Annotated in this window: 17 protein-coding genes and 1 tRNA gene; 5 read left to right on the forward strand and 13 right to left on the reverse strand. The window is 69.3% G+C overall.

The genetic code is table 11. From position 1 onward, the window contains the following. Positions 1 to 4 precede the first annotated feature (4 nt). From rpoA2 to NKI68_RS11205, 5 genes are read right to left on the reverse strand one after another with little or no spacing between them, the layout of a single operon-like run. Positions 5 to 1,219, reverse strand: coding sequence for a DNA-directed RNA polymerase subunit A'' (rpoA2, locus tag NKI68_RS11185; protein ID WP_254543139.1), 1,215 nt, complete (start codon positions 1,217 to 1,219; stop codon positions 5 to 7). Next, the gene (locus NKI68_RS11190) at positions 1,219 to 4,140 is read right to left on the reverse strand and encodes a DNA-directed RNA polymerase subunit A' (RefSeq protein ID WP_254543140.1); all 2,922 of its coding nucleotides are present in this window, start codon (positions 4,138 to 4,140) and stop codon (positions 1,219 to 1,221) included. Before NKI68_RS11190 ends, rpoA2 begins: the two co-directional genes overlap by 1 nt. Positions 4,141 to 4,143: 3 nt before the next feature. Next, positions 4,144 to 5,970: a DNA-directed RNA polymerase subunit B gene (rpoB, locus tag NKI68_RS11195; RefSeq protein ID WP_254543142.1), complete on the reverse strand. Its 1,827-nt coding sequence runs from the start codon at positions 5,968 to 5,970 to the stop codon at positions 4,144 to 4,146. A 1-nt stretch (position 5,971) separates the two neighbouring features. Beyond that, complete coding sequence (locus NKI68_RS11200) at positions 5,972 to 7,537, reverse strand: DNA-directed RNA polymerase subunit B'' (protein WP_254543143.1); 1,566 nt, start codon at positions 7,535 to 7,537, stop codon at positions 5,972 to 5,974. Beyond that, the gene (locus tag NKI68_RS11205; RefSeq protein WP_254543145.1) at positions 7,534 to 7,764 is read right to left on the reverse strand and encodes a DNA-directed RNA polymerase subunit H; all 231 of its coding nucleotides are present in this window, start codon (positions 7,762 to 7,764) and stop codon (positions 7,534 to 7,536) included. The genes NKI68_RS11200 and NKI68_RS11205 overlap by 4 nt, the downstream gene beginning before the upstream one ends. 262 nt (positions 7,765 to 8,026) lie before the next feature. On the opposite strand from NKI68_RS11205, the gene NKI68_RS11210 reads away from it, so the two are divergent. Continuing rightward, positions 8,027 to 8,099, forward strand: a tRNA-Asp gene (locus NKI68_RS11210). 456 nt (positions 8,100 to 8,555) lie between these two features. Next, positions 8,556 to 9,695, forward strand: a complete 1,140-nt coding sequence (gene solA / locus NKI68_RS11215; protein ID WP_254543146.1) for an N-methyl-L-tryptophan oxidase — start codon at positions 8,556 to 8,558, stop codon at positions 9,693 to 9,695. Positions 9,696 to 9,739: 44 nt separating this feature from the next. On the opposite strand, the gene NKI68_RS11220 is transcribed toward solA, so the two are convergent. Beyond that, positions 9,740 to 11,596, reverse strand: a complete 1,857-nt coding sequence (locus NKI68_RS11220) for an SLC13 family permease (protein ID WP_438267775.1) — start codon at positions 11,594 to 11,596, stop codon at positions 9,740 to 9,742. Between the two features lie 329 nt (positions 11,597 to 11,925). Here NKI68_RS11220 and NKI68_RS11225 point away from each other — a divergent pair, with 329 nt between their 5' ends. Both NKI68_RS11225 and crcB read left to right on the forward strand, forming a co-directional pair. Continuing rightward, complete coding sequence (locus NKI68_RS11225; RefSeq protein ID WP_254543147.1) at positions 11,926 to 12,333, forward strand: fluoride efflux transporter FluC; 408 nt, start codon at positions 11,926 to 11,928, stop codon at positions 12,331 to 12,333. Beyond that, complete coding sequence (crcB, locus tag NKI68_RS11230) at positions 12,333 to 12,692, forward strand: fluoride efflux transporter CrcB (protein WP_254543148.1); 360 nt, start codon at positions 12,333 to 12,335, stop codon at positions 12,690 to 12,692. The genes NKI68_RS11225 and crcB overlap by 1 nt, the downstream gene beginning before the upstream one ends. A gap of 140 nt (positions 12,693 to 12,832) precedes the next feature. Here the strand turns inward: crcB and NKI68_RS11235 are convergent, their stop codons facing one another. Next, positions 12,833 to 13,270, reverse strand: coding sequence for a universal stress protein (locus NKI68_RS11235; RefSeq protein WP_254543149.1), 438 nt, complete (start codon positions 13,268 to 13,270; stop codon positions 12,833 to 12,835). Between the two features lie 45 nt (positions 13,271 to 13,315). Next, positions 13,316 to 14,383, reverse strand: a complete 1,068-nt coding sequence (locus NKI68_RS11240; protein WP_254543151.1) for an ATP-binding protein — start codon at positions 14,381 to 14,383, stop codon at positions 13,316 to 13,318. 75 nt (positions 14,384 to 14,458) lie between these two features. On the opposite strand from NKI68_RS11240, the gene NKI68_RS11245 reads away from it, so the two are divergent. Continuing rightward, positions 14,459 to 14,920 carry a DUF7382 domain-containing protein gene (locus tag NKI68_RS11245; protein WP_254543153.1) on the forward strand — a complete coding sequence of 154 codons (462 nt, stop codon included), beginning with the start codon at positions 14,459 to 14,461 and terminating at the stop codon, positions 14,918 to 14,920. 78 nt (positions 14,921 to 14,998) lie between these two features. On the opposite strand, the gene NKI68_RS11250 is transcribed toward NKI68_RS11245, so the two are convergent. The 5 genes from NKI68_RS11250 to NKI68_RS11270 form a co-directional block, all read right to left on the reverse strand. Continuing rightward, positions 14,999 to 16,135: a pyridoxal-phosphate-dependent aminotransferase family protein gene (locus tag NKI68_RS11250; protein ID WP_254546424.1), complete on the reverse strand. Its 1,137-nt coding sequence runs from the start codon at positions 16,133 to 16,135 to the stop codon at positions 14,999 to 15,001. Positions 16,136 to 16,297: 162 nt separating this feature from the next. Beyond that, positions 16,298 to 17,038 carry a protein-L-isoaspartate O-methyltransferase family protein gene (locus tag NKI68_RS11255; RefSeq protein ID WP_254543154.1) on the reverse strand — a complete coding sequence of 247 codons (741 nt, stop codon included), beginning with the start codon at positions 17,036 to 17,038 and terminating at the stop codon, positions 16,298 to 16,300. Positions 17,039 to 17,059: 21 nt separating this feature from the next. Then, positions 17,060 to 17,998 carry a class I SAM-dependent methyltransferase gene (locus tag NKI68_RS11260; protein WP_254543155.1) on the reverse strand — a complete coding sequence of 313 codons (939 nt, stop codon included), beginning with the start codon at positions 17,996 to 17,998 and terminating at the stop codon, positions 17,060 to 17,062. 75 nt (positions 17,999 to 18,073) lie between these two features. After that, entirely contained in the window at positions 18,074 to 18,733 is a 660-nt protein-coding gene (locus tag NKI68_RS11265; protein ID WP_254543156.1) for an HVO_0476 family zinc finger protein, read from the reverse strand. A 75-nt stretch (positions 18,734 to 18,808) separates the two neighbouring features. Next, entirely contained in the window at positions 18,809 to 19,765 is a 957-nt protein-coding gene (locus NKI68_RS11270) for an aminopeptidase (RefSeq protein ID WP_254543157.1), read from the reverse strand. Between the last annotated feature and the right edge of the window lie 149 nt (positions 19,766 to 19,914).

The raw sequence follows: 19,914 nt of genomic DNA on the forward strand, positions 1-19,914 counted from the left end.
CGGCTCAGTCGGCGTCGGCGCGCTTCCCGTCGCGCTCTACCGTCCCCATCCGCAGGTTCACGTCGCCGGTGCCCAGCCGGATCGGCTTGCCGACGATGACGTTCTCCGTCACGCCGTCCAGGTCGTCCACCTCGCCGTGGATGGCCGCGTCGAGCAGGTGGTTGACGGTCACCTCGAACGCCGCGCGGGCGAGCACGGAGTCCTTGTTCCCGGAGATCCCGTGTCGGCCGATCGACTCGATCTCGCCGCGGTTCGTCATGATGTCCGCGACGAGCATCAGGTGGCGGATGTTCACGTCACCCAGCCCCTGCTCCTCCAGCGTGTTCATCGTCTCCTCGATGATGGTCTCGCGGGCGGCCTCGATACCGAGCTGCCGGTGGACCTCGTGGATGTTGTTACACGTCGCGCGCGACGCGTCGACGCCCTCGATGTCGAGGACCTTCCCGAACGCCGATCCCTCGGTGTAGAGGACGAACTCCTCGTCGCCGTCGTCGGTCTCCTCCTTCCGGATGACGACGCGGTTGACCTCGTCGATGCCTTTGAAGACGATGTCGCGCAGTTCCTCGACCAGCTGGAGGAGCCCGCGGTAGCTCGGCTCCTCGGGGCCGAACTCGATGACCGTCGGCTGCGGACGGGCGGTCTCGACGCCGAGGTCGCCCTCGATGGTCGCCGCGATCTCCCCGACGATCTCCTCGGTCGCGTCCACGGTCGGCCAGCGCTCGTGGAGCGTCTCCTCGTTGAGGTCGATCCGCACCAGCATGTCCGCCACGTTGGTCGAGACGTCCCCGAGCGCGAGGACGCGCGTCGCCTCCACCTTCCAGACGACCTCGTGGGCGCGCTCGCGGTCGGTCGCGTACTCGTCCTCGAGGTAGACCGTCATCATCGGCGTGTCCGGCGTCTTCCGGGCGTCCACCAGCTCGATGAGCCGGGGGAGCCCCTGCGTGACGTCGATCTCCGCGACGCCCGCGTAGTGGAAGGTGTTCATCGTCATCTGTGTACCGGGTTCACCGATCGACTGCGCGCTCACGGTCCCGACGGGGTCGAGCGGATCGACGCGCGTGTCGATATAGCGGTCCTCGACGCGCTCTGCGATCTCCGTCGCGGTGTCGAGATCGGAGACGCCCTTCTCCTCGATGACGCGGTACACCTCGTCCTTGAGCCGTCGCGGGAGGTCCGTCCCCTCGACGACCGTCTTCACGTCGTCTTGCGTTGCTGCCATCAGTCGTCACCCAGTGCGAAGTGGTCCATGTGTTCAGAGAGGTTGGTCTGCCTGTCCTGGGCGGCCAGGAACTCCTCTCCCTCGTCCTCGAACTCCGCGGCGAGGACGCGATCCGCGATGTCGTCGACGTCGATGTCGTTGTCCGCCGACGAGGAGACGTGCACCGGGCTGGTGCCGTCCTCGCCGAACTCGAACTGCACGATGGTGTCGCTGGTGTCGCGCACCGTCCCGTCGTACTGCGTCTCCAGTTCGGACAGCGCGTTGATGAGCCGCCGCTGGAGGTACCCGGACTTCGACGTGCGAACCGCCGTGTCGACCAGCCCCTCGCGGCCGCCCATCGCGTGGAAGAAGAACTCCCGCGGGGTCAGCCCGGCGCGGTAGGACGACTCGACGAAGCCGTGAGCGTCCGCAGAGAGGTTGTTGCGCTGGTAGTGGCTGAGGGTGCGGTCCTCGTAGCCGCGGTTGATGCGCTCGCCTCGAACCGCCTGCTGGCCGACGCACCCGGCCATCTGGGTCAGGTTGAGCAGCGACCCGCGCGCCCCCGACCGGGCCATGATGACCGCCGGGTTGTCCTCCTCCAGGTACTCCTCGGCGATGTCGCCCGCGCTGTCGCGGGCCTTCCCGAGCGTCTGCATGATCTTCATCTCGAGCGTCTCGTCGACCGTCCGCCCGGGCAGGGACTCGAGTTCGTCCGCCTCGTACGTCTGGATGAGTTCCTCGACGCGATCGTAGGCGTTGTCGATCGCCTCGGTGATCTGCTCTTCCGCCTCGGTGGGCACCGACTCGTCGTCGATGCCGACCGAGAACCCGAAGTGCATGATGGCGCGCATCGCGAGCGACGCCACCTCGTTGATGAACATCCGGGCGCGGGTCGTCGAGTACTGCTTGCAGATGGTGTCCACGACCTCGCCGCCGAACGCCCCGACGGCGTCCTCGTCGATGGTACCGGCCGTGAGGACGCCGTCCTCGATCGTGACCGTATCGCCGGCCGAGGCGGTGAACTCCAGGTTCAGCCCCGCCGGGAGCAGTTCGGAGAAGATGGTCCGACCGTTCCAGTAGGGGACCCCGTCGTCGTCGCTGCCGTCAGGCTCGGGGAGTTCGTCGACGCGGGTCGCGCGCAGCAGGTCGAGCGCCTGCGTCTCGTTGAACTGCGGGTTCTCGTGGGTGAGGAGGTACGTGCCGGAGATGTGGTCCTGGATTGCACCGATGATGTTCTCGCCGAAGCGCGGGCTGAGGATCTGCTCCTGGACGCGCATCAGCACGCGCGCCTCGGCGCGCGCCTCCTCGTTCTGCAGCGCGTGCATGTTCATCTCGTCGCCGTCGAAGTCGGCGTTGTACGGCGGGCAGACGACCGTGTTCAGCCGGAACGTCTTGTACGGCATCACCACGACCTCGTGGGCCATGATGGACATGCGGTGCAGCGACGGCTGCCGGTTGAAGATGACGATGTCGCCGTCGACGAGGTGGCGGTTCACCTCCCAGCCGGGTTCGACCTTCTCGGACAGCTCCTCGCAGTTCTTCTCGGTCACCTTCAGGCGGCGGTTGTCCGGGCGCTTGACGTAGTTCGCGCCGGGGTGGCTCTCCGGTCCGTTACGGACGTACCGGCGGGCGTCCTCCAGGTTCCGCTCGGTGACGTTCATCGTCTGGGTCATCTCGGTCGCCACGCGGTCGGGGACGCCGACCTCGTTCAGGCTGAGGGTGGGGTCGGGCGAGATGACGGTCCGCGCGGAGAAGTTCACGCGCTTGCCCGACAGCGAGCCGCGGAAGCGGCCCTCCTTCCCCTTGAGCCGCTGGCTGAGCGTCTTGAGCGGCCGCCCCGAGCGGTGGCGAGCGGGCGGCGTGCCCGAGATCTCGTTGTCCATGAACGTCGTCACGTGGTACTGGAGGAGTTCCCACAGGTCCTCGATGATGAGCTGGGGCGCGCCGGCCTCGCGGTTCTCCATGAACCGCTGGTTGATGCGGATGATGTCCACCAGCTTGTGGGTGAGGTCGTCCTCGGAGCGCTGGCCGTTGTCGAGCGTGATGGAGGGACGGGCCGTCACCGGCGGCACCGGCAGGACCGTCAGGATCATCCACTCGGGGCGGGACTTCTCGGCGCTGATGCCGAGCACCCGGATGTCCTCGTCCGGGATGTCCTCGAACCAGTCGCGGATGTCGCTCGGCATCAGCTTGTTCATGTCCTCCTCGGTGAGGTCGATGTCGAGGGCCTTCTCGAGCGACTCGCGGTCGGCCGGTCGCGGGCGGAACTCGCCGGAGATGATCTCGTTGACGCGCGAGACATCGATCCCCGTCTCGTCCGCGAGTTCCGTGGGCGAGGTGGGCTCGCGCTCCGTCTCGTCGTCCTCGTCGACCGGGCGGCCCTCCATCGCGGCCGCGATGCGCTCGGCGTAGTCCGAGGAGAGCACGTCCTGCACCTCGTAGTAGGTGGTCGGCTTCTCGTGGTTGATGTCGTACTGCTTCGCGCCGCAGTACGGACAGCGCGACTTCTTGCGCGCCTGCCGGATGGCCGCCTTCGTCACGTTGTTCAGATCGTTGCCGAGCTGGCGGTCCCGCTCCAGGCGCTCGCGGAACTCGTCGCGCTCCTCCTCGGTCAGACAGAGGCGCGAGCACTCCCGGCAGGTGCCGCGCAGCAGCCGCCGGATGAGCTTCGAGAACCCGACGTGGATGACCGGCGCGGCGAGTTCGATGTGCCCGAAGTGGCCGTTGCACGACCCGGAGTGCTTCCCGCAGGTCTTACACTCGAGCCCGGGATCGATGACGCCCAGGCGGGGGTCCATCAGCCCCATGTCGATGGGGAACCCGTCGTCGTCGTACGTGTCCGCCGTGATGACCTTCGTCGCGGACATGTCGCGGTACTCCTCCGGGTTCATCAGCCCGAAGCTGATGGCCCCGATTTCCTTGGGAGACTGGTTTACACTCATGTATTAGACTGCGTCCTTCAGTTCGATGCGCGGCGCGATCCCGAGCGCCTTCATCTCGTCCAGGAGGAGCTTGAACGCGTAGCTCATCTCGATGCGGTGGATGTCCGTCTCCTCGCCGCAGTTCGGGCAGTACACCCGACGCTGCTCGACGTTCTCGACGGCGGCCATCCCGCAGTTGCCGCAGATGTCGATGAACTCGCGGTCGGACTCGTCGAGCAACCGCTCCTTGAGGGCCATGGCCGCGCCGTGGCCGATCAGCACGTCGCGCTCCATCTCGCCCACGCGCAGGCCGCCCTCGCGGGCGCGCCCCTCGGTGGGCTGGCGGGTGAGCACCTGCACCGGCCCCCGCGAGCGCGCGTGGATCTTGTTCGAGACCATGTGGTAGAGCTTCTGGTAGAAGATGATCCCGACGAAGATCTCGGCCTCGATCTTCTCGCCGGTGACCCCCGAGTACATGACCTCCTTCCCGGAGGACTCGAACCCGTGGTCCCGGAGCGCGTCACGCAGTTCCTCCTCGCTCTCGCCCTGGAAGGCGGTCCCGTCGACGCGACGCCCCTCGAGCGCGCCGACCTTCCCGCCGAGCATCTCCAGCACGTGACCGACCGTCATGCGCGAGGGGAGCGCGTGCGGGTTGACGATGAGGTCCGGGACGACACCCTCCTGCGTGAAGGGCATGTCCTCCTGGGGCGCGATGTGGCCGATGACGCCCTTCTGGCCGTGGCGCGACGCGAACTTGTCCCCGAGTTCGGGGATGCGCTCGTCGCGCACCGACACCTTCGAGAGCTTCGAGCCGTCCTCGCCCTCCATCAGCGTCACCGTGTCCACGGTGCCGTTCTCGCCCGAGCGCATCGTGACGCTCGTCTCGCGGCGCTTCTGCGGGGAGAGACCGCCCATGTCGTCGGGTTCCTCCAGGAACCGGGGCGGGCTGGTCTTGCCGAGCAGCACGTCGTTCTCGTCGACGGTCGTCTCGGGGTTGACGAGGCCGTCCTCGTCGAGGTGCGTGTACGCCTCCTCGCCGCGCGCGCCCCGAACGTCGTCGTCGGGGATCTCGAAGCGGTCCTCCTGGCCGCCGGGGTAGCGGCGCTCCTCGCCCTCGTAGGTGCGGAAGAAGTGCGAGCGACCGAGCGCGCGGTCGACGGAGCCGCCGTTGAGGACGAGCGCGTCCTCGATGTTGAACCCCTCGTAGCTCATGACCGCGACGACGAAGTTCTGGGCCGCCGGTCGGTCGTCGAACCCGATCTGCTCTGTGGTCTGGGTCTTGACCATCGAGAGCTGCGGGTAGTGGAGCAGGTGCTGGCGGGTGTCGGGGCGGATGCGGTAGTTCGCGGAGGGGAGCCCGAGCGACTGCTTGATCATCCCCGACCCCATCGTGATGCGCGGCGAGGCGTTGTGTTCGGGGTAGGGGATCATCCCGGCCCCGATGCCGAAGATGAGCTGCGGGTCGATCTCGAGGTGGGTGTGCTCGGTCGTGAGTTCGTCCTCGTCGACCGCCACGTAGATGTCCTCCTCCTCCTCGGCGTCGATGAACTCGATCGCCCCCGTCTCGACGAGGTCGTGGAACTCGATCTGTCCGGCCTCGAGCGCCTCGGTGTCCTCGTCGGTGACGAGCGGTTCGCCGTTCTCGACGACGATGAGGGGGCGGCGTGCGCGCCCCGCGTCGGCGTTGATGATGACCTCGCCGGTGCGCTCCTTGACGGAGACGTTCACCATCGAGCTGACGTCGCCGCGGCGGCGCGCCTGCCTGATGTCGCTCGCGAGCTTGTGTGGATCGGGGTGCGTCCCGATCAGACTGCCGTTGACGTAGATCTTCGCGTCTCGTGCCTGACTCATGTTAGTCGTCCGCTGGTTGCTGGTCGAACGTCTCGATACCCGGCATCCCCTCGACGCCCATCGTGGCGAGTTCGCGCTTGAGCCCGCGCTCGTCCTCGACGTTCTGTGAGAGTTCCATCGCCTGCGCGAAGTTCTTCACGAGGCCGCAGTTCGGACCCTCCGGCGTCTCGGAGGGACAGATGCGCCCCCACTGGGTGGCGTGCAGGTCGCGCGCCTCGAAGTGCGGCTGCGACCGCGAGAGGGGCGAGCGGAGGCGACGGAGGTGCGACAGCACGCCCATGTAGTCCGTGCGGTCCACGAGCTGGGAGACGCCCGAGCGCCCGCCCACCCAGTTGCCCGTCGCGATGGGGTGCTCGAGGCGCTCGGTGAGCACGTCGGAGCGGACGACGGTGCTCACGGTGAGCCGCCGGTTACGCATGTTCGCGCGTTCGAGCTGGTACTTCACGTCGCGCGCGAGCTTGTTCAGCGCCGTCCGGAAGAGGTCGCGCATGAGGTCGCCGCTGACCTTCAGGCGCTTGTTGGCGTAGTGGTCCTTGTCGTCGGCGTCGCGGCGCTTCAGCGCGAGTTCGAAGCAGGCCTCGGCCATCCGACAGAGGTAGTACGCCTTGTTCATCCGCACTTCCTCCTCCTCGATCCCCTCCTCGTGGAGGTGCGGCAGGAGGTAGCGGTCGATGACGTAGTTGGCGCGCTTGAGCTGGTAGTTCTTGCCCTGGCCGCTGGCGACGCGCTTGCCGAGCGCCTCGATCGCCTCGTAGGTCGTCTGGACCTCGGCGGCCTCCAGGTTCTCGAGCATGAACTTCACGATCTCGGGGTCGTCGCTCACGCGGTGGACGATCTCCTCGTCGGACTCGAGGCCGAGCGCCCGGACGAGCGTGACGAAGTTGATGCTCCCCGACACCGAGGGGAACGACACCTCGAGGATGCCGCTCCGGTTGCGCTCACAGAGCACCAGCGCGCGGTAGCCCCGGCGCTGGCTGAACGTCTTCGCGACCTGGATCTCGTCGCCGTAGCGCGTGTCGTACTCCGCGAGGATCTTGTTCGGCGCGAGGTCCTCGCTGGTCATGAGCACGCGCTCGGAGCCGTTGACGATGAAGTAGCCGCCGGGGTCGGCGGGGTCCTCGCCGATCTCGACCAGTTCGTCGCGCGAGAAGCCCGCGATGTTGCACTTGTTCGAGCCGACCATGATGGGCATGCGCCCGACCTTCGTCTCCGCCTGGTCGACGACGTGTTCCTCCTCTTCCTTCCCCCCGCGGACGATCGTCATCTCCATGAACACCGGTGCGGCGTAGGTGATGTTCCGGAGGCGCGCCTCCTGCGGGTAGAGCAGTTCCTCGCTCCCGTCGGCCTCGCGCACCCGGGGCGTGGTCACCCGCACGTCGCCCAGCTCGACGTACACCGGTTCCTGGCCCTCCTTGTCGCCGATGTCGGTGTCGATGGTGCCCTTCTCCTCGACGACCTCCTGCATCCCGCGCTCGAGGAACGCGTTGAACGAGCGGAAGTGGTGTTCGGCGAGGCGGTCGCGCGAGAAGTACTCCCGGGAGATGACGCGTCGGTCTTGCCTGTTCATTCTATCACGAGTCGGTATACTACGGCGACGTCTGCGGTTCGCGAGTTGCGCTCGATGCGGACGACGTCGCCCACGTCGGCGTCCATCGAGCGCAGCGCGGGGTCCCGTCGCTTGATCTTCGGTAAGTCGGTACGGTCGATGTCGTACTCGGCGAGCACGTCGTCGACCTCCGCGTCGTCGACGATAGTGTGCTCTGGCACGAGGTCGTGTTGGCTTGCGTCTACCATGTGTGGCTCTGGACGGTCGAGAAGGCTGTCACGAGATACTACAGCGCGTTAATCGTTCCGGCCACATAACGCTTACTAAGTAGGGCAGCGGCGCTCTCGCTACGTCGGAACGAGGTTCCGACAGGCCGCTTCACGCCAACCGGTATGCCGGCGTCACTGATGTACTAATCGGTGCGCTCCGCGGTATCATACGTTTTGCGGCGCGTCGTTTGGAAAGGGTTAAATGAAGCCGCTAACAACGATTGAGTGCAGCACACCCGGTGCCCGGGTGGTGTAGTGGCCCATCATACGACCCTGTCACGGTCGTGACGCGGGTTCAAATCCCGCCTCGGGCGTTTTTCGGAACACAACGCGAACGAGGAGCGTAGCGACGAGTGAGCCGTGTTCCGAAATCGACTCACGAGGGATTTGAACCCTGCCAGTCGCGCGCAGCGACCGAAGGGAGCGAGCACGTCTGGTTCTGGTTCAAATCCCGCCTCGGGCGCTTCTTCGATTTCTACTCCGTGAGCGACCGGCGTAGCCGTGTCGCGATTCGCTGAAATCGAAGAGCGGTCGGACGAAGGGATTTGAAGCAGGGAGCACGCAGTCCGAGCGTAAGTGAGGAACCGTGCGACCGTGGTTCAACTCCCGTCGGACTCGTCTCCCTCGTCGCTTCGCTCCTCGGTCACCTCGCCCGACGTCGTTCGCGACCGCGAAGCGGTCGCTCACTCCCGCCTCGGGCGTTCCTTCGATTCTCACCTCGCGAGCGGACGGGGGCAGATACTTGTCCGGCCTCGCACAGTTCGTCGGTGATGAACGGAAGGGACCGTTACGACGTGATCGTGGTCGGCGTCGGCGGGGTCGGAAGCGCGACCGCGTATCGGCTCGCCCGACGAGGTGCCGACGTCCTCGGTCTCGAACGCTTCGACGTGCCGCACGGGCGAGGGTCGTCCTTCGGCACTCGTCTCATCTTGCCGGCCGGTCACCGACCGACGCCGGAGGCGCTCGACCGGCGGGCCTACGCGCTCTGGAGGGACCTCGAGACGGAGACGGGCCGTCGGCTGCTCTCCGTCACCGGCTCCCTCGGGATCAGTCCGGCGGGCGGGGAGCAGTTCGAGAACGAACTCCGAGCGTGCCGCCGACACGGCGTCGATCACGAGGTGTTGACCGGCTCCGAGGTCTCCGAACGGTTTCCGGCGTACGACCTCCCGGCCGACTACGAGGCGGTGTTTCAACCCGGGGGCGGGTTCCTCGACTGCGACCGGTGCATCGCCGCGCACGTGGAAGCCGCGCATCGACACGGCGCGGAGATCCGCGCGCGGGAACGCGTCACCGGGTGGCGATCCACGCCGACCGGCGTCGACGTGACGACGACCCGGGGCGAGTACGAGGCGGCGGCGCTCGTCGTCACGGCGGGCGCGTGGGCCGGCAAACTGGTCGACTCCCTGCGCGACCTGTTGACGCCGGAACTCCACCTGACCGCGCGGTTCCAGCCGACGGCTCCCGAACGATTCGCCCCGGAGAACTTCCCCGTCTTCTCGATGACGGCGGAGGAGGGGTTCTGCTACGGGACGCCGATCCACCGGACGCCGGGGTTCAAGTTCGCGCACGGTCGACCGCTGGAGCGCCCGACCGATCCCGACGCCCCCGACCGCGAACCGACCGTGGAGGACGAATCGCGGCTCCGGAGGGTCGCGGAGCGATACTTCCCGGAGGGTGTCGGGGCGACGATGGGGTTGAAGACCGGGTTCATCACGTGGACGGCGGACCGGTCGTACTCGAGTCCCGTACTCGACACGCTCCCGGAGGCGGAGAACGTCGTCGTCGGCGCGGGGTTCTCCGGCGGCGGATTCAGCTCCGCCCCCGTGACGGGCGAGATCCTGGCTGACCTGGCGCTCGACGGGCGGACCGACTACGACACGGACCGGTTCTCGATGCGTCGGTTCGACTGATCGCGCGCCTCACTGGTCATAGAGGGGCTCGACTCCGAGGCGGTTCACGTGATCCCCCAGATGAGGGCGATGCCGAGCACCGTCGCGATCGAGAGCAGCACCTGCAACGGCGCGCCGACGCGGAAGTAGTCGGTGAAGCGGTAGCCGCCGGGACCGTAGACGAGCAGGTTCGTCTGGTAGCCAATCGGCGTCATGAAGTCGGCGCTGGCGGCGAACGTGACGGCGAGGACGAACGCGAACGGGTCCGCGCCGATCTGGTTCGCGGTCGCCACGCCGACGGGGATGAGCAGCACGACGCTCCCGGCGTTGCTCACGAGCGCGGTCGTCAGCGCGGTCACGACGTAGAACAGCCAGAGGACGCCGATCGGCGGGAGGACGGTCGCGCTCTGGGCGACGAGCGAGCCGATGAGCGCGGCCGCGCCGGTCTCCTCGAACGCGATGCCGAGCGGGATCAGTCCGGCGAGCAGGAAGATGACGTTCCACTCGATGGCGTCGTACAGTTCGTCGGAGTGGAGCACGCCGCTGAAGAGCATCAGGATGACGCCCCCCAGCGCCGCGATGAGGATGTCGACCACGCCGAGGGCGGCGAGCCCGACGACGCCCCCGATGATGGCCACCGCGATGGGGATCTTCCCCGTCCGGTAGTCGGGATCGGCGACCTGGTGGGCGACGATGACGTCCGGGTCGGTCGCGAGCTGGTTGAGGCTCTCCTCGGTCGCCTGGACGAGCAGCGTGTCACCCCCGCGCAGCAGCAGTTCGTCGAGGCGGTTGTGCAGGAGCGTCCGCTCGCGGCGGATGGCGAGGACGTTCGCGTCGTAGCGCTCGCGAAAGAGCGCCTCGGAGAGCGAAGTGCCGACCAGCCGCGACTGCGCCGGGACGACGAGTTCGACCAGCGTCTTGCGCCGGGCGACCGCCTCGAGTTCCTCCTCGGTCACGTCCGGCGAGGAGGCGAACGAGAGCCCCTCGGCGCGCATGAGCGCGCGGACGGTCGCGAGGTTGGCCCGGACGATGAAGACGTCCCCAGCCCGGATCGTCGTCTCCGTGAACGGCTCGATGTAGCGCTCCCCGTCCCGGATCAGCTGGATGACCTCCACGTCGAGGTCCGTCTCCGCGAGTATCGCGTCGACGCTCTCGCCGACGAGCGGGGAGCCGTCGTCGACGACGACCTCGGTCAGGTAGCCCTCCATCTCGTACTCCTCGAGCAGTCCCTCGTCGGGGCTGACCCGCTCCGGGAGGAGGTGCTGGGCGACGAACACGACGTAGAGCGTGCCGGTCACGAACACGATCGCTCCGAGCGGGGTGAACTCGAACATCGAGAACGAGTTGCCGATCAGCCGCTCCGAGACGTCGCTCGCGACGATGTTCGTCGAGGTGCCGATGAGCGTGAGCATGCCGCCGACCATCGCCGAGTACGAGAGCGGGATCAGGAGTTTCGACGGGGAGGTACCCCCACCGCGCGCGAGGTCGGACACTGCCGGGATGAGCATCGCGACGATGGGCGTGTTGTTGAGCACGGCCGACGGGAGGCCGCCGACGCCGACCACGGCGAGCAGTTGCTTGCGCTCGTCGGTCCCCGCGAACGACGACATCCAGGTGCTGAGCATCTGAACCGCGCCCGTACGGCTGATGCCCGCGCTCAGGATGAACATCGCGAGCACCGTGATGGTCGCCTCGTTCGAGAACCCCGAGATGCCCTCCTCGATGGAGATACGCGTCCACGGCTCCAGTATCATCAACAGCGCCATCGTGATCAGCGCGGTGACGTCGACCGGCACCACCTCGCTCGCGAACAGGAGGAACGCGAGCAGGGTGATCCCGAACACCACGAGCATCTCGATCGTTATCGGCGGCACATCCGTCGCTGCTTGCAACAACGCCGACGTGACCCCGACTACCCACATGGTATCTCATTCAACGGAGTTGCATTAAAGAGTCATCTCTACCCCGTGAGAACGTCTCCCCGTGCGTACGTCTAGGTCTCGGGATGAGTTCGCGACGCGCTGCGGTTCGTCGGACGCTCGGGGACGTCCGCCCCGAGCCGTCCCCCTCCGTTACACCGCCTCGTCCTGCCCCGTTCCCCGCTTCGTCCGACCGTGTGACCGCTCTCCCGCGTCTCTTCGCACCGCGTCGCGGAACGCATTTATTCCCGCCGTCGTGAGCCTCCCTTATCCGTGTGATGGAGCCCGCCTCGACGCGGAGACGCCGGCCGGTGGCTCCTTCTCGGAGAGCCATGACCGACCGACACCCCATCCTTCGACTCGAATCGCTCGCGCTCGTCGCCGTCGGCGGCTTCGCGGGAGCCAACGCCCGATACCTGGTCGGGCAGTTCGTCCCCGGTGCGCTCGGGACGCTCGCGGTGAACGTCCTCGGGAGCTTCCTCCTCGGGTTCCTCCTCTACGAGGCGATCCTCGGCGGCGTCATCGCCCAGGAGACGCGCGCCGTGCTCGGCACCGGGTTCCTCTCGTCGTTCACCACCTACAGCACGTTCGCGCTCGAGACCGTCCTGCTCGACTCGCCGCTGTGGATGGTCGGCAACGTCGTCGCCTCCTACGGCCTCGGGTTCGCGGCGGTCCTCGTCGGTCGGGCCGTCGCGCGCGTCGTCGCCGGGGGGCACCGGCCGCTGGAGGGGACCGCGTGATGGTCGCGCTCGACCCCGCCCAGCTGGTCGGGCTCGGCGGCGTCCTCGGGGCGGTCGCCCGCCACCTCGTCAGCGAGGCCGTCGACGTCGAGTGGTTCCCGCTGGGAACGCTCGCGGTGAACGTCCTCGGGAGCTTCGCGCTCGGACTGCTCGCGTTCGGCGGGTGGGGGAACGACGTCGTGCTCCTGCTCGGAACCGGTGCCTGCGGGTCGTTCACCACGTTCTCGTCGTTCTCGTTCCAGACCGTGCGGCTGTGGGAGGCGGGCGATCGCGCCCGGTCCGCCGTCAACGCGCTCGGCAACCTCGCGGGCGCGCTCGTCGCCCTCGGCCTCGCCTGGCTGGTCGCGGGCGCGCTCTGAGCGTCGTCCCGGTGGACGGTACGCAGTGTGCGTTCGGAGGCGTTCGTCGTGCGACGCGCTCCCCCTCGGTTCACACCGCTCTACTCTCCCTGCGCTCTACTCCCCCTGCGCTCCACTCTGCTCCGTACCGTTCCAGGCCGTCACTCGTCGTCGCCGGCGCGGACGGTGAGGACGGGGACCGGCGACCCGCGGACGACCTTCTCGGTGACGCTCCCGAGGAGGACGTGACCGAGACCGGTCCGCCCGTGGGTCGCCATGACGATGAGGTCGACGTCGTTGCGCTCGGCGTAGTCGAGGATGACGCTGTGCGGGACACCGGGTTCGAGCGTCGTCGTCACCCGGAGCCCCTCGCCCTTCGCCCGCGTCTCGATCCGCTCCACGGCGCGTTCTCCAGCGTCTTCGACCGCCTCCTGAACGGTCATCCAGCTCTCCTCCGACAGCGTGCTGTAGCTGCGCACGTCGACGACGTAGAGCGCGTGGATCGTCGCGTCGGAGGCCGCCGCGAGCGCGATCGCCTCGTCGACGGCGCGCTCCGCCTCGTCGCTCCCGTCCGTCGGCACGAGTATGTGATCGAACATACCCCGTCGTACGCGCTCGGGGGTCATAGTGGTGGGGAGCGAACGTCACGCTCGCCCGCCGTCCGACAGTCCCGACGGCCGAGGACTCCCTCCGCCGTGGGGCGTCGTCCGCTCTCGAACCTGTACGGTGTGGACGCGTTCGGTCGCGTCGTCGACGACGACCGCCTCGCCGGGGCGGGTCGGCATCCGCTCGTCGAGCGTCTCGCGCATCGAGGTCGGCCTGGCGGCGCGCATCGCCTCGCGGTCGTCCCGGCTCGACAGCCGGTGCATCACCACGAGGTCGGCCTGCGACACGGCCACCTCGGGGAGGGCCGCCGGGCGCTGGGTCGCGGCGACGAGGCTGACCCCCGGCTGTCGCCCCCGGGTGAGCAGGCGACGGAGCGCGGGCGCGGCGAGTCCGTCGAAGAAGGCGTGCGCCTCGTCGACGAGCAGCCACGGGAGGCGGTCGGTCTCGCCGTCGAGTCGGGCGCGGTAGCATCGACTCGCCGCGGCCCGACACACGGCGTTCATCGGCGCGCGATCGAACCCCGAGCAGTCGAGGACCGTCGTTCGCCCGTCGAACAGCGGGGGCAGTTCGCCGCCGAAGACGTCCCACGCGGCAGCGAGGTCGAGGTGGTTCGACGCGGCGCGTCTCGCCGCGTCGGGTGCGTCGGATTCGGCGACGAACGCGCACATCCCCTCGAGCGTCGTGGCGGCCGACGCCGCGCGCCAGACGAGCACTCCCGCCGCGCCCTCGGGATCGAGGCCGAGCAGGTCGCACCACGCCCGCGGTTCGAGCGCGTCGGCGCGGACGCGCGGCCGGACGACCCGCGCGCCGACCGGCCCCTTGGCGAGCGTCTCGAACGCGCCCATGGGATCGACGATCACCGGCGCGATCCCCTCGACGCGGTCGAGTTCCTCCGCCAGCACGCCGAGCGTGTAGGACTTTCCCGACCCGCGCTTGCCGACGACGAGCGCCGCGTGCGGCCCCCCGAGGTCGATCCCGGTCCGCGCTCCCGCGCTCCCGTCGCGCGCCCGGTAGGCCCCGAGGTGGCCGACCGGTCCGTTCTCGTCCGGGGGTCCGTCACCCGACTCTCCTCTGCCCGCGTCCGCTGTCCGCCCGAGGATCGACATGGGGGTGTCTGGTCCCGCTCTGGTTCATAAACTCTCGTCCGAGCCTTCAAGTAGGATACCGGGACCAGCGACCCCATGCGTCTCCCACGGGACACGACGGGACGGTTCGTCGCCGACGAGCGCGCCATCGAGGGGTTGCCGATCCGCCTCGTGATCGCGCTGGTCGTCGGCGTCGCCAGCCTGAGCGTCATGATGAACATGCTGTCGGGCGTCAACGGCCTCGCGGTCGTCGAACTCGACACGAAGCCGACGCCGGAGGTGATCACGCCGGGTCAGCAGGAGATCGACGTGCGCGTGATCTCGCCGGAGGGCGACCCCGTGTCGGGCGCGACGGTCGTCGCGCGCGGCGGGAGCGCCCGCCTCGACGGGATCGAGACGGCGCGAACGGACGAGAACGGGGTTGCGACGCTCGCGCTCTCCCCGCGCCTCGGGGCGAACCAGGCGGACGGAACGATCACGTTCGACGTGAAACCGCCCGCCGGAAGCCGGTACGTCGACCGGCGGGAGAACACGGCGGTGCTGGTGGTGCGGGAGTAGGATCGCGCCCGTACACGGGTCGCAGTCGGTGGGGAATGCGTCGGAACACGCACCCGCCGGCGGGGATCGCCCGTCGCTCTACTCGCCGAGTTCGCGGTTCGTCGCGGCGACGCCGGTTCCGACGTCCACGTCGACGCCCTGCGCGTCGAGCGCTCGGCCGAGCGCCCCGACCGTCGGGAGGACGTTGGCCGCGCGCGCGGAGTGGCCCATGCAGCCGACGCGGACGATCTCGTCCGCGAGGTCGCCGAGGCCGCCCGCGATCTCGATGCCGTCGTCCTCGAGGAGGCGGCTCGTGAGGGCGTCGCCGTCCGCCGCGGCGGGGATGCGGACGGCGTTCAGGCTGGGCAGCCAGTGTTCGTCTGCGGGGAGGAGTTCGAGGCCCATCGCCTCGACCCCGGCCTTGAGCGCGCCGGCCGTCCGCCGGTGGCGCTCCCAGCGCGCCTCGATCCCCTCCTCTGCGACCAGCCGCAGCGCCTCGCGGAGGGCGTACACCGTCGAGGTCATCCCAGTGTGGTGGTACTGCGGGTCGTCGCCCCAGTAGCTCCAGAGCCCCTCGAGATCGAGGTACCACGATCGGGGTTGCGTCTCGCGGTTCCGCACCTTCTCCATCGCCCGGTCGGAGAGGGTGAGCGGGCTCGCGCCCGGCGGTGCCGAGAGGCACTTCTGCGAGCCGGAGTAGACGAGGTCCGCGCCCCACTCGTCGGTGCGGAACTCCACGCCGCCGAGGGAGGCGACGGTGTCCACCACGAGGTAGGCATCGTGTTCGTGGACGATCCGCGCGATCTCGTCGATCTCCGGTTGGCGGACGCCGGTGCTGGTCTCGCCGTGGACCACGCCGACGACCGTCGGCTGGTGCTCGTCGAACGCGGACTCGATCGTTCCGGGGTCGAGCGGCTCGCCCCAGGGAGCGTCCGCGGTGACGACCTCGCCGCCGACGCGGTCGGCCATCTCGCCCATCCGCCCGCCGAAGTAGCCGTTCGACGGTACGAGGACGGTCTCGCCCGGTTCGACGAGGTTGGCGAAGGCGGCCTCCATCGCGGCCGATCCCGTCCCGGAGACGGCGAGCGTGTACTCGTTGTCCGTCCGGAGGACGTACCGGAGCAGTTCCTGTACGTCGGTCATGATCTCCACGAACGAGGGGTCGAGGTAGCCCACGAGCGGCGTCGCCATCGCCCGGAGGACGCGGGGGTGGACGTCGCTCGGTCCGGGGCCCATCAGCGTCCTGTCGGCGGGCGTCAGTTCGTCGGTGTCTGGTGCGTCAGTCACGGTCACGAGCGAACGAACACTCCGCACGGATAAATATCACGAGCACGCGATCGGGGCGTTCGGTCGTTCGAACGATCGGCGGCTCGGGCGCTTGGACGTTCGAGCGTTCGATCAGTACGCGTCCCAGTCGATCCAGTCCTGCTCCCAGCCGCGCCGTCCGTGGGTGTTTCGCCGGGCGAACTCGCGGTCCTCGCGGACGGTGCGGTTGCGCTCGACCGCGTCGGCCTGCTCGCCCTCGACGAGCATGGGCGCGAACGCGACGGGGCCGAAGCGGTCGGTGACCCGCCCCGAGTCATCGACCGCGACGAGCGACTGCTCGGTCGCGCCCAGCGGCATCACGAGGCGGCCGTCGGGCGCGAGCTGGCGGACGAGCGCGCGCGGCGGGTCGACGGCGGCCGCCTCGAGGAGGATGCGGTCGTAGGGCGCGTACTCGGGCAGGCCGTCGGTCCCGTCGCGGCGGTCGACGAGGACGCCGCCGTAGCCCGCCCGGTCGAGGTTGTCCCGCGCCTCGTAGACGAGTCGGCGGGCGATGTCCACGCCCTGGACGGTCTCTTGCCCGGCGATCTCGGCGACGACGGCCGCCGTGTAGCCGACGCCGACGCCGACGACGAGCGCCGAGTCGCCCGGCTCGGGCGCGAGGGCTTCGAGGAGGCGCGCGGCGGTGCTCGGCGAGAGGACGCGCGTGCCGAACCGTTCGAGCGTGCGGTCGGCGTACGCGCTCGCCTCGTCGTCGACGAACTCGTGGCGGGGGACGGTGCGCATGGCGAGGCTGATCGCGTCGCTCCGGACGCAGCCCTTGGCCTCGTACTCGAGGCCGTCGACCATGTCGTCCCGCAGCACCGTCCGATCCATGGTCGCCCTCCGCGGTGGAGCTTAATCAACTACGCGGCCGGCGACCGCGCGGTCGTCCAGTCCGGGGATCCCGATCGCGTCCGGCGCGAAGCCCGCCTCCGCCAGCCAACCTGTCAGTTCGTCGGCGGTGTGCGCGCCCCCCTCGCCGTGCAGCGCGTACTCGTGGAGCGCCCGCAGGGTCGCGTCGGGCGTCTCGCCGCGCACCGAACCGACGAAGACGGCGACCCCGTCGTCGGTCAGCGCCCCCCGCGCGTTCGCGAACGTCCGTCGCAGATGGGTCGCGCCGTACCGCGACAGGAGACCGACCGCGAAGACGAGGTCCGCCTCGGGGTACGCCTCGCCGTCGAGCGGGTCGCCCGCGACGAGCGAGACGGCCTCCTGTTCCAGCGCGGCCTCGTTCACCTCGATCACCGCGTGCGCGTCGAGGAGGGTTACGTCGTAGCCCCGGCGGGCGAACTCGACGGCGTGGCGGCCAGGACCGTCGGCGAGGACGAGGACGCGCTCCGCGCGCGGGTGGTAGCGAACGGCGGCGGTGACGGCGGCGGTGACGGCGGCCTCGCCGCGGGCGGCCGCCGCGCCCATCGCGTTGCGCGTCCAGTCCGGGTGACGGTCCGGGCGCTCCCCGGTTCGCATCGTCTCCGGGAGCGCGAGCCACGCGTCGAGCGCGTCGAGTTCGTGGGGCAGGCGGCCGATCGAGCGCACGTCGGTCTTCGCGAGGAACCCGAGCATCCGGTTGGTGGGCTGGTACTCCCCGTCCCCGCCGAGACGCTTCAGGAAGCCGCGCTCGGCGAGCGCCTCGACGACGAGGCGGGCGGCGCGCCCCTCGATCCCCGTCTCGCGCGCGACGCCCTCGACGGTGCCGGTCGTCCGCGTCAGCGCCTCCAGCACGCCGGTCCGGCGCGCGACGTGGAGCAGGAGGAGTTCGCGCACCGCCGGGTCGGTTCGGTCCTGCGTGGGCATGGCTCCCGGTTCGTGGCGGGCGATAAAAGGCGCTCAGTTCGGGCCCGCCCGACGCGCCGGTCGGCCGTCTGCGCCCTACCACGCGGACCAGGCGTCGCTGGTCTCGTCGTCGGCGTACAGCCGCTTCACGTCCTTCGCGATGGCGGCGTCGCCGCGGTGTCTGAGTTGATCGTGGTCGTACCCGCGGGCGTCGTGGCGGAGGCGGATGGACTTCACGGTGAACTCCTCGTCGCCGAAGGTCTCGGTCGCGCCGACGACGAACTCGTGGTCCCCCGGGAGGAGCAGCTTCAGGCTCCGCGTCTCGTCGCGGCGGCCGTCCCGCGGGTTGAGCGTCACGGGGACCTGCACGTTGTCGACCGCGCGGGTCCAGAACGTCTCGACCTCGCTCGCGGGCGCTCGCTCGGCGCGCCGCTCGTCGCCCACCTCGAGGCTCGTGATGCGGACGGTCATCAGCGCCTCCTCGGTGTCGACGATGAACTCCTCGCCGACGGCGACGACCTCGTCCGCGGGGGCTTCGACGCGCGTGCTGAACGACTCGCCCTCCTGGGAGACGATCACGTCGCGCTCGACGGTCCGCTCCTCCTCGATCGTCGCCTTGTGGGTGTGCCCGCACTCGGCGCAGCGGACGGTCAGCGTCTGTCCGCCCCCGCCCGACGAGAGCACCTCGTGGGCCGTCTCGAGGTCCGGCGAGCACGCCGGACACGGGACGGCCACCTGCTGGCCTGGTTCGCTCATACCCGCCCTACTCGGCGGGGCGTTAAAGGGGCGTTCAATCGTTCTTCCGCGCGTCGCACTGTTCTGCGCGGCGCACTACGGCCGCGGGAGGTCGATCTCCTCGCCGTCGGCGTACACCGTCGGCTCGGTGACGATGCCGTCGAGGTGGAGCGGGGCCTCGACGTCGCCGCCGATGCCAGCGTCGTCGCCGAGCGCGACGTGGACCGTCCCGGCGGCCTTCTCGTCGAGCAGGACGCTCCCGACCAGCTCGGTGACGGCCACGTTCGTCCCGATGCCCAGCTCGGCGAGGTTGTAGGCGTCCTCGCCCACCTCCTCGGCGGCGGCCTCGACCTGCTCGCGGATCTCGTCGTCGCCGATGTGCGTGACGACGCCGTCCTCGACCTCGAACTCGAGGGTCTGGCCCTCCTCCAGCCGTCCGTAGGGCATCATCGTGCCGTCCACGACGTAGGTGCCGTCGGCCGACTCGGGGCTGACGAACGTCTCGCCCGCGGGGAGGTTCGAGAACGCGCTCTGCTCGTGGACGATGCCGGTGTCCTGGAGCCAGGCGCGCCCGCCGGGGTAGAACGTGATGTCCGTCCCCGCGGGGGCGGTGACGCGGATCTCCTCGGCCCCGGCGACCTGGTCGTAGACGGCCCGGCAGTGGCTCGCGATGGAGTCGTAATCGGCGTCCAGACCGGTCACGAACACCTCCTCGGTGACGCCCGGGAGGGTGGCGACGCGCGCGCCGGATTCCGTCGCCTGCCGACGGGCGCGGGTGTGGCTCAGGCTCTTGGTCGTCGGCGCGAGCACCACGTCCGCGTTCCGCATCGCGGCCGCGACCGGCCGCGGCGGCTCCTCGCCGTGCTGGTCGCCCGGCGGGTAGCGGACGATCACGGCGTCGCCGGTTACCTCGCGGGCGGCCGCGAGTAGCGCCTCGCCGATCGCCTCGCGCCCGTCGTCCGTCACGACGAGGCACGACTCGTCGTCCCGCAGCCCCATGCACTGTTCGATGGCCGTCCTCGCCGGGGCGGCGAGGGGGGAGTCGTCGCTCATGCGCCGGGGTTCGCGAGAGGGACGGTTAGGCGTTACCGTGTGCGGCCCCCGGCGGCGGCAGTCCGAACCGCGCGGGCGGGGTCGCCGCGTCAGGGGCGCGAAGCAGAGAACGCGAAATAGAAACTCGGATTCGAGTAAAAACCGGGGGT

Origin of the sequence: Halomarina pelagica (genome assembly GCF_024228315.1) — an archaeon.
In the GTDB taxonomy this organism is placed as follows: domain Archaea; phylum Halobacteriota; class Halobacteria; order Halobacteriales; family Haloarculaceae; genus Halomarina; species Halomarina pelagica.

Coding starts and splice junctions, on each gene's coding strand:
- rpoA2 (WP_254543139.1), bottom strand. CDS start 1,219: ATGGCAGCAACGCAAGACGACGTGAAGACGGTCGTCGAGGGGACGGAC.
- NKI68_RS11190 (WP_254543140.1), bottom strand. CDS start 4,140: ATGAGTGTAAACCAGTCTCCCAAGGAAATCGGGGCCATCAGCTTCGGG.
- rpoB (WP_254543142.1), bottom strand. CDS start 5,970: ATGAGTCAGGCACGAGACGCGAAGATCTACGTCAACGGCAGTCTGATC.
- NKI68_RS11200 (WP_254543143.1), bottom strand. CDS start 7,537: ATGAACAGGCAAGACCGACGCGTCATCTCCCGGGAGTACTTCTCGCGC.
- NKI68_RS11205 (WP_254543145.1), bottom strand. CDS start 7,764: ATGGTAGACGCAAGCCAACACGACCTCGTGCCAGAGCACACTATCGTC.
- solA (WP_254543146.1), top strand. CDS start 8,556: ATGAACGGAAGGGACCGTTACGACGTGATCGTGGTCGGCGTCGGCGGG.
- NKI68_RS11220 (WP_438267775.1), bottom strand. CDS start 11,596: ATGTGGGTAGTCGGGGTCACGTCGGCGTTGTTGCAAGCAGCGACGGAT.
- NKI68_RS11225 (WP_254543147.1), top strand. CDS start 11,926: ATGACCGACCGACACCCCATCCTTCGACTCGAATCGCTCGCGCTCGTC.
- crcB (WP_254543148.1), top strand. CDS start 12,333: ATGGTCGCGCTCGACCCCGCCCAGCTGGTCGGGCTCGGCGGCGTCCTC.
- NKI68_RS11235 (WP_254543149.1), bottom strand. CDS start 13,270: ATGTTCGATCACATACTCGTGCCGACGGACGGGAGCGACGAGGCGGAG.
- NKI68_RS11240 (WP_254543151.1), bottom strand. CDS start 14,383: ATGTCGATCCTCGGGCGGACAGCGGACGCGGGCAGAGGAGAGTCGGGT.
- NKI68_RS11245 (WP_254543153.1), top strand. CDS start 14,459: ATGCGTCTCCCACGGGACACGACGGGACGGTTCGTCGCCGACGAGCGC.
- NKI68_RS11250 (WP_254546424.1), bottom strand. CDS start 16,135: ATGGGCCCCGGACCGAGCGACGTCCACCCCCGCGTCCTCCGGGCGATG.
- NKI68_RS11255 (WP_254543154.1), bottom strand. CDS start 17,038: ATGGATCGGACGGTGCTGCGGGACGACATGGTCGACGGCCTCGAGTAC.
- NKI68_RS11260 (WP_254543155.1), bottom strand. CDS start 17,998: ATGCCCACGCAGGACCGAACCGACCCGGCGGTGCGCGAACTCCTCCTG.
- NKI68_RS11265 (WP_254543156.1), bottom strand. CDS start 18,733: ATGAGCGAACCAGGCCAGCAGGTGGCCGTCCCGTGTCCGGCGTGCTCG.
- NKI68_RS11270 (WP_254543157.1), bottom strand. CDS start 19,765: ATGAGCGACGACTCCCCCCTCGCCGCCCCGGCGAGGACGGCCATCGAA.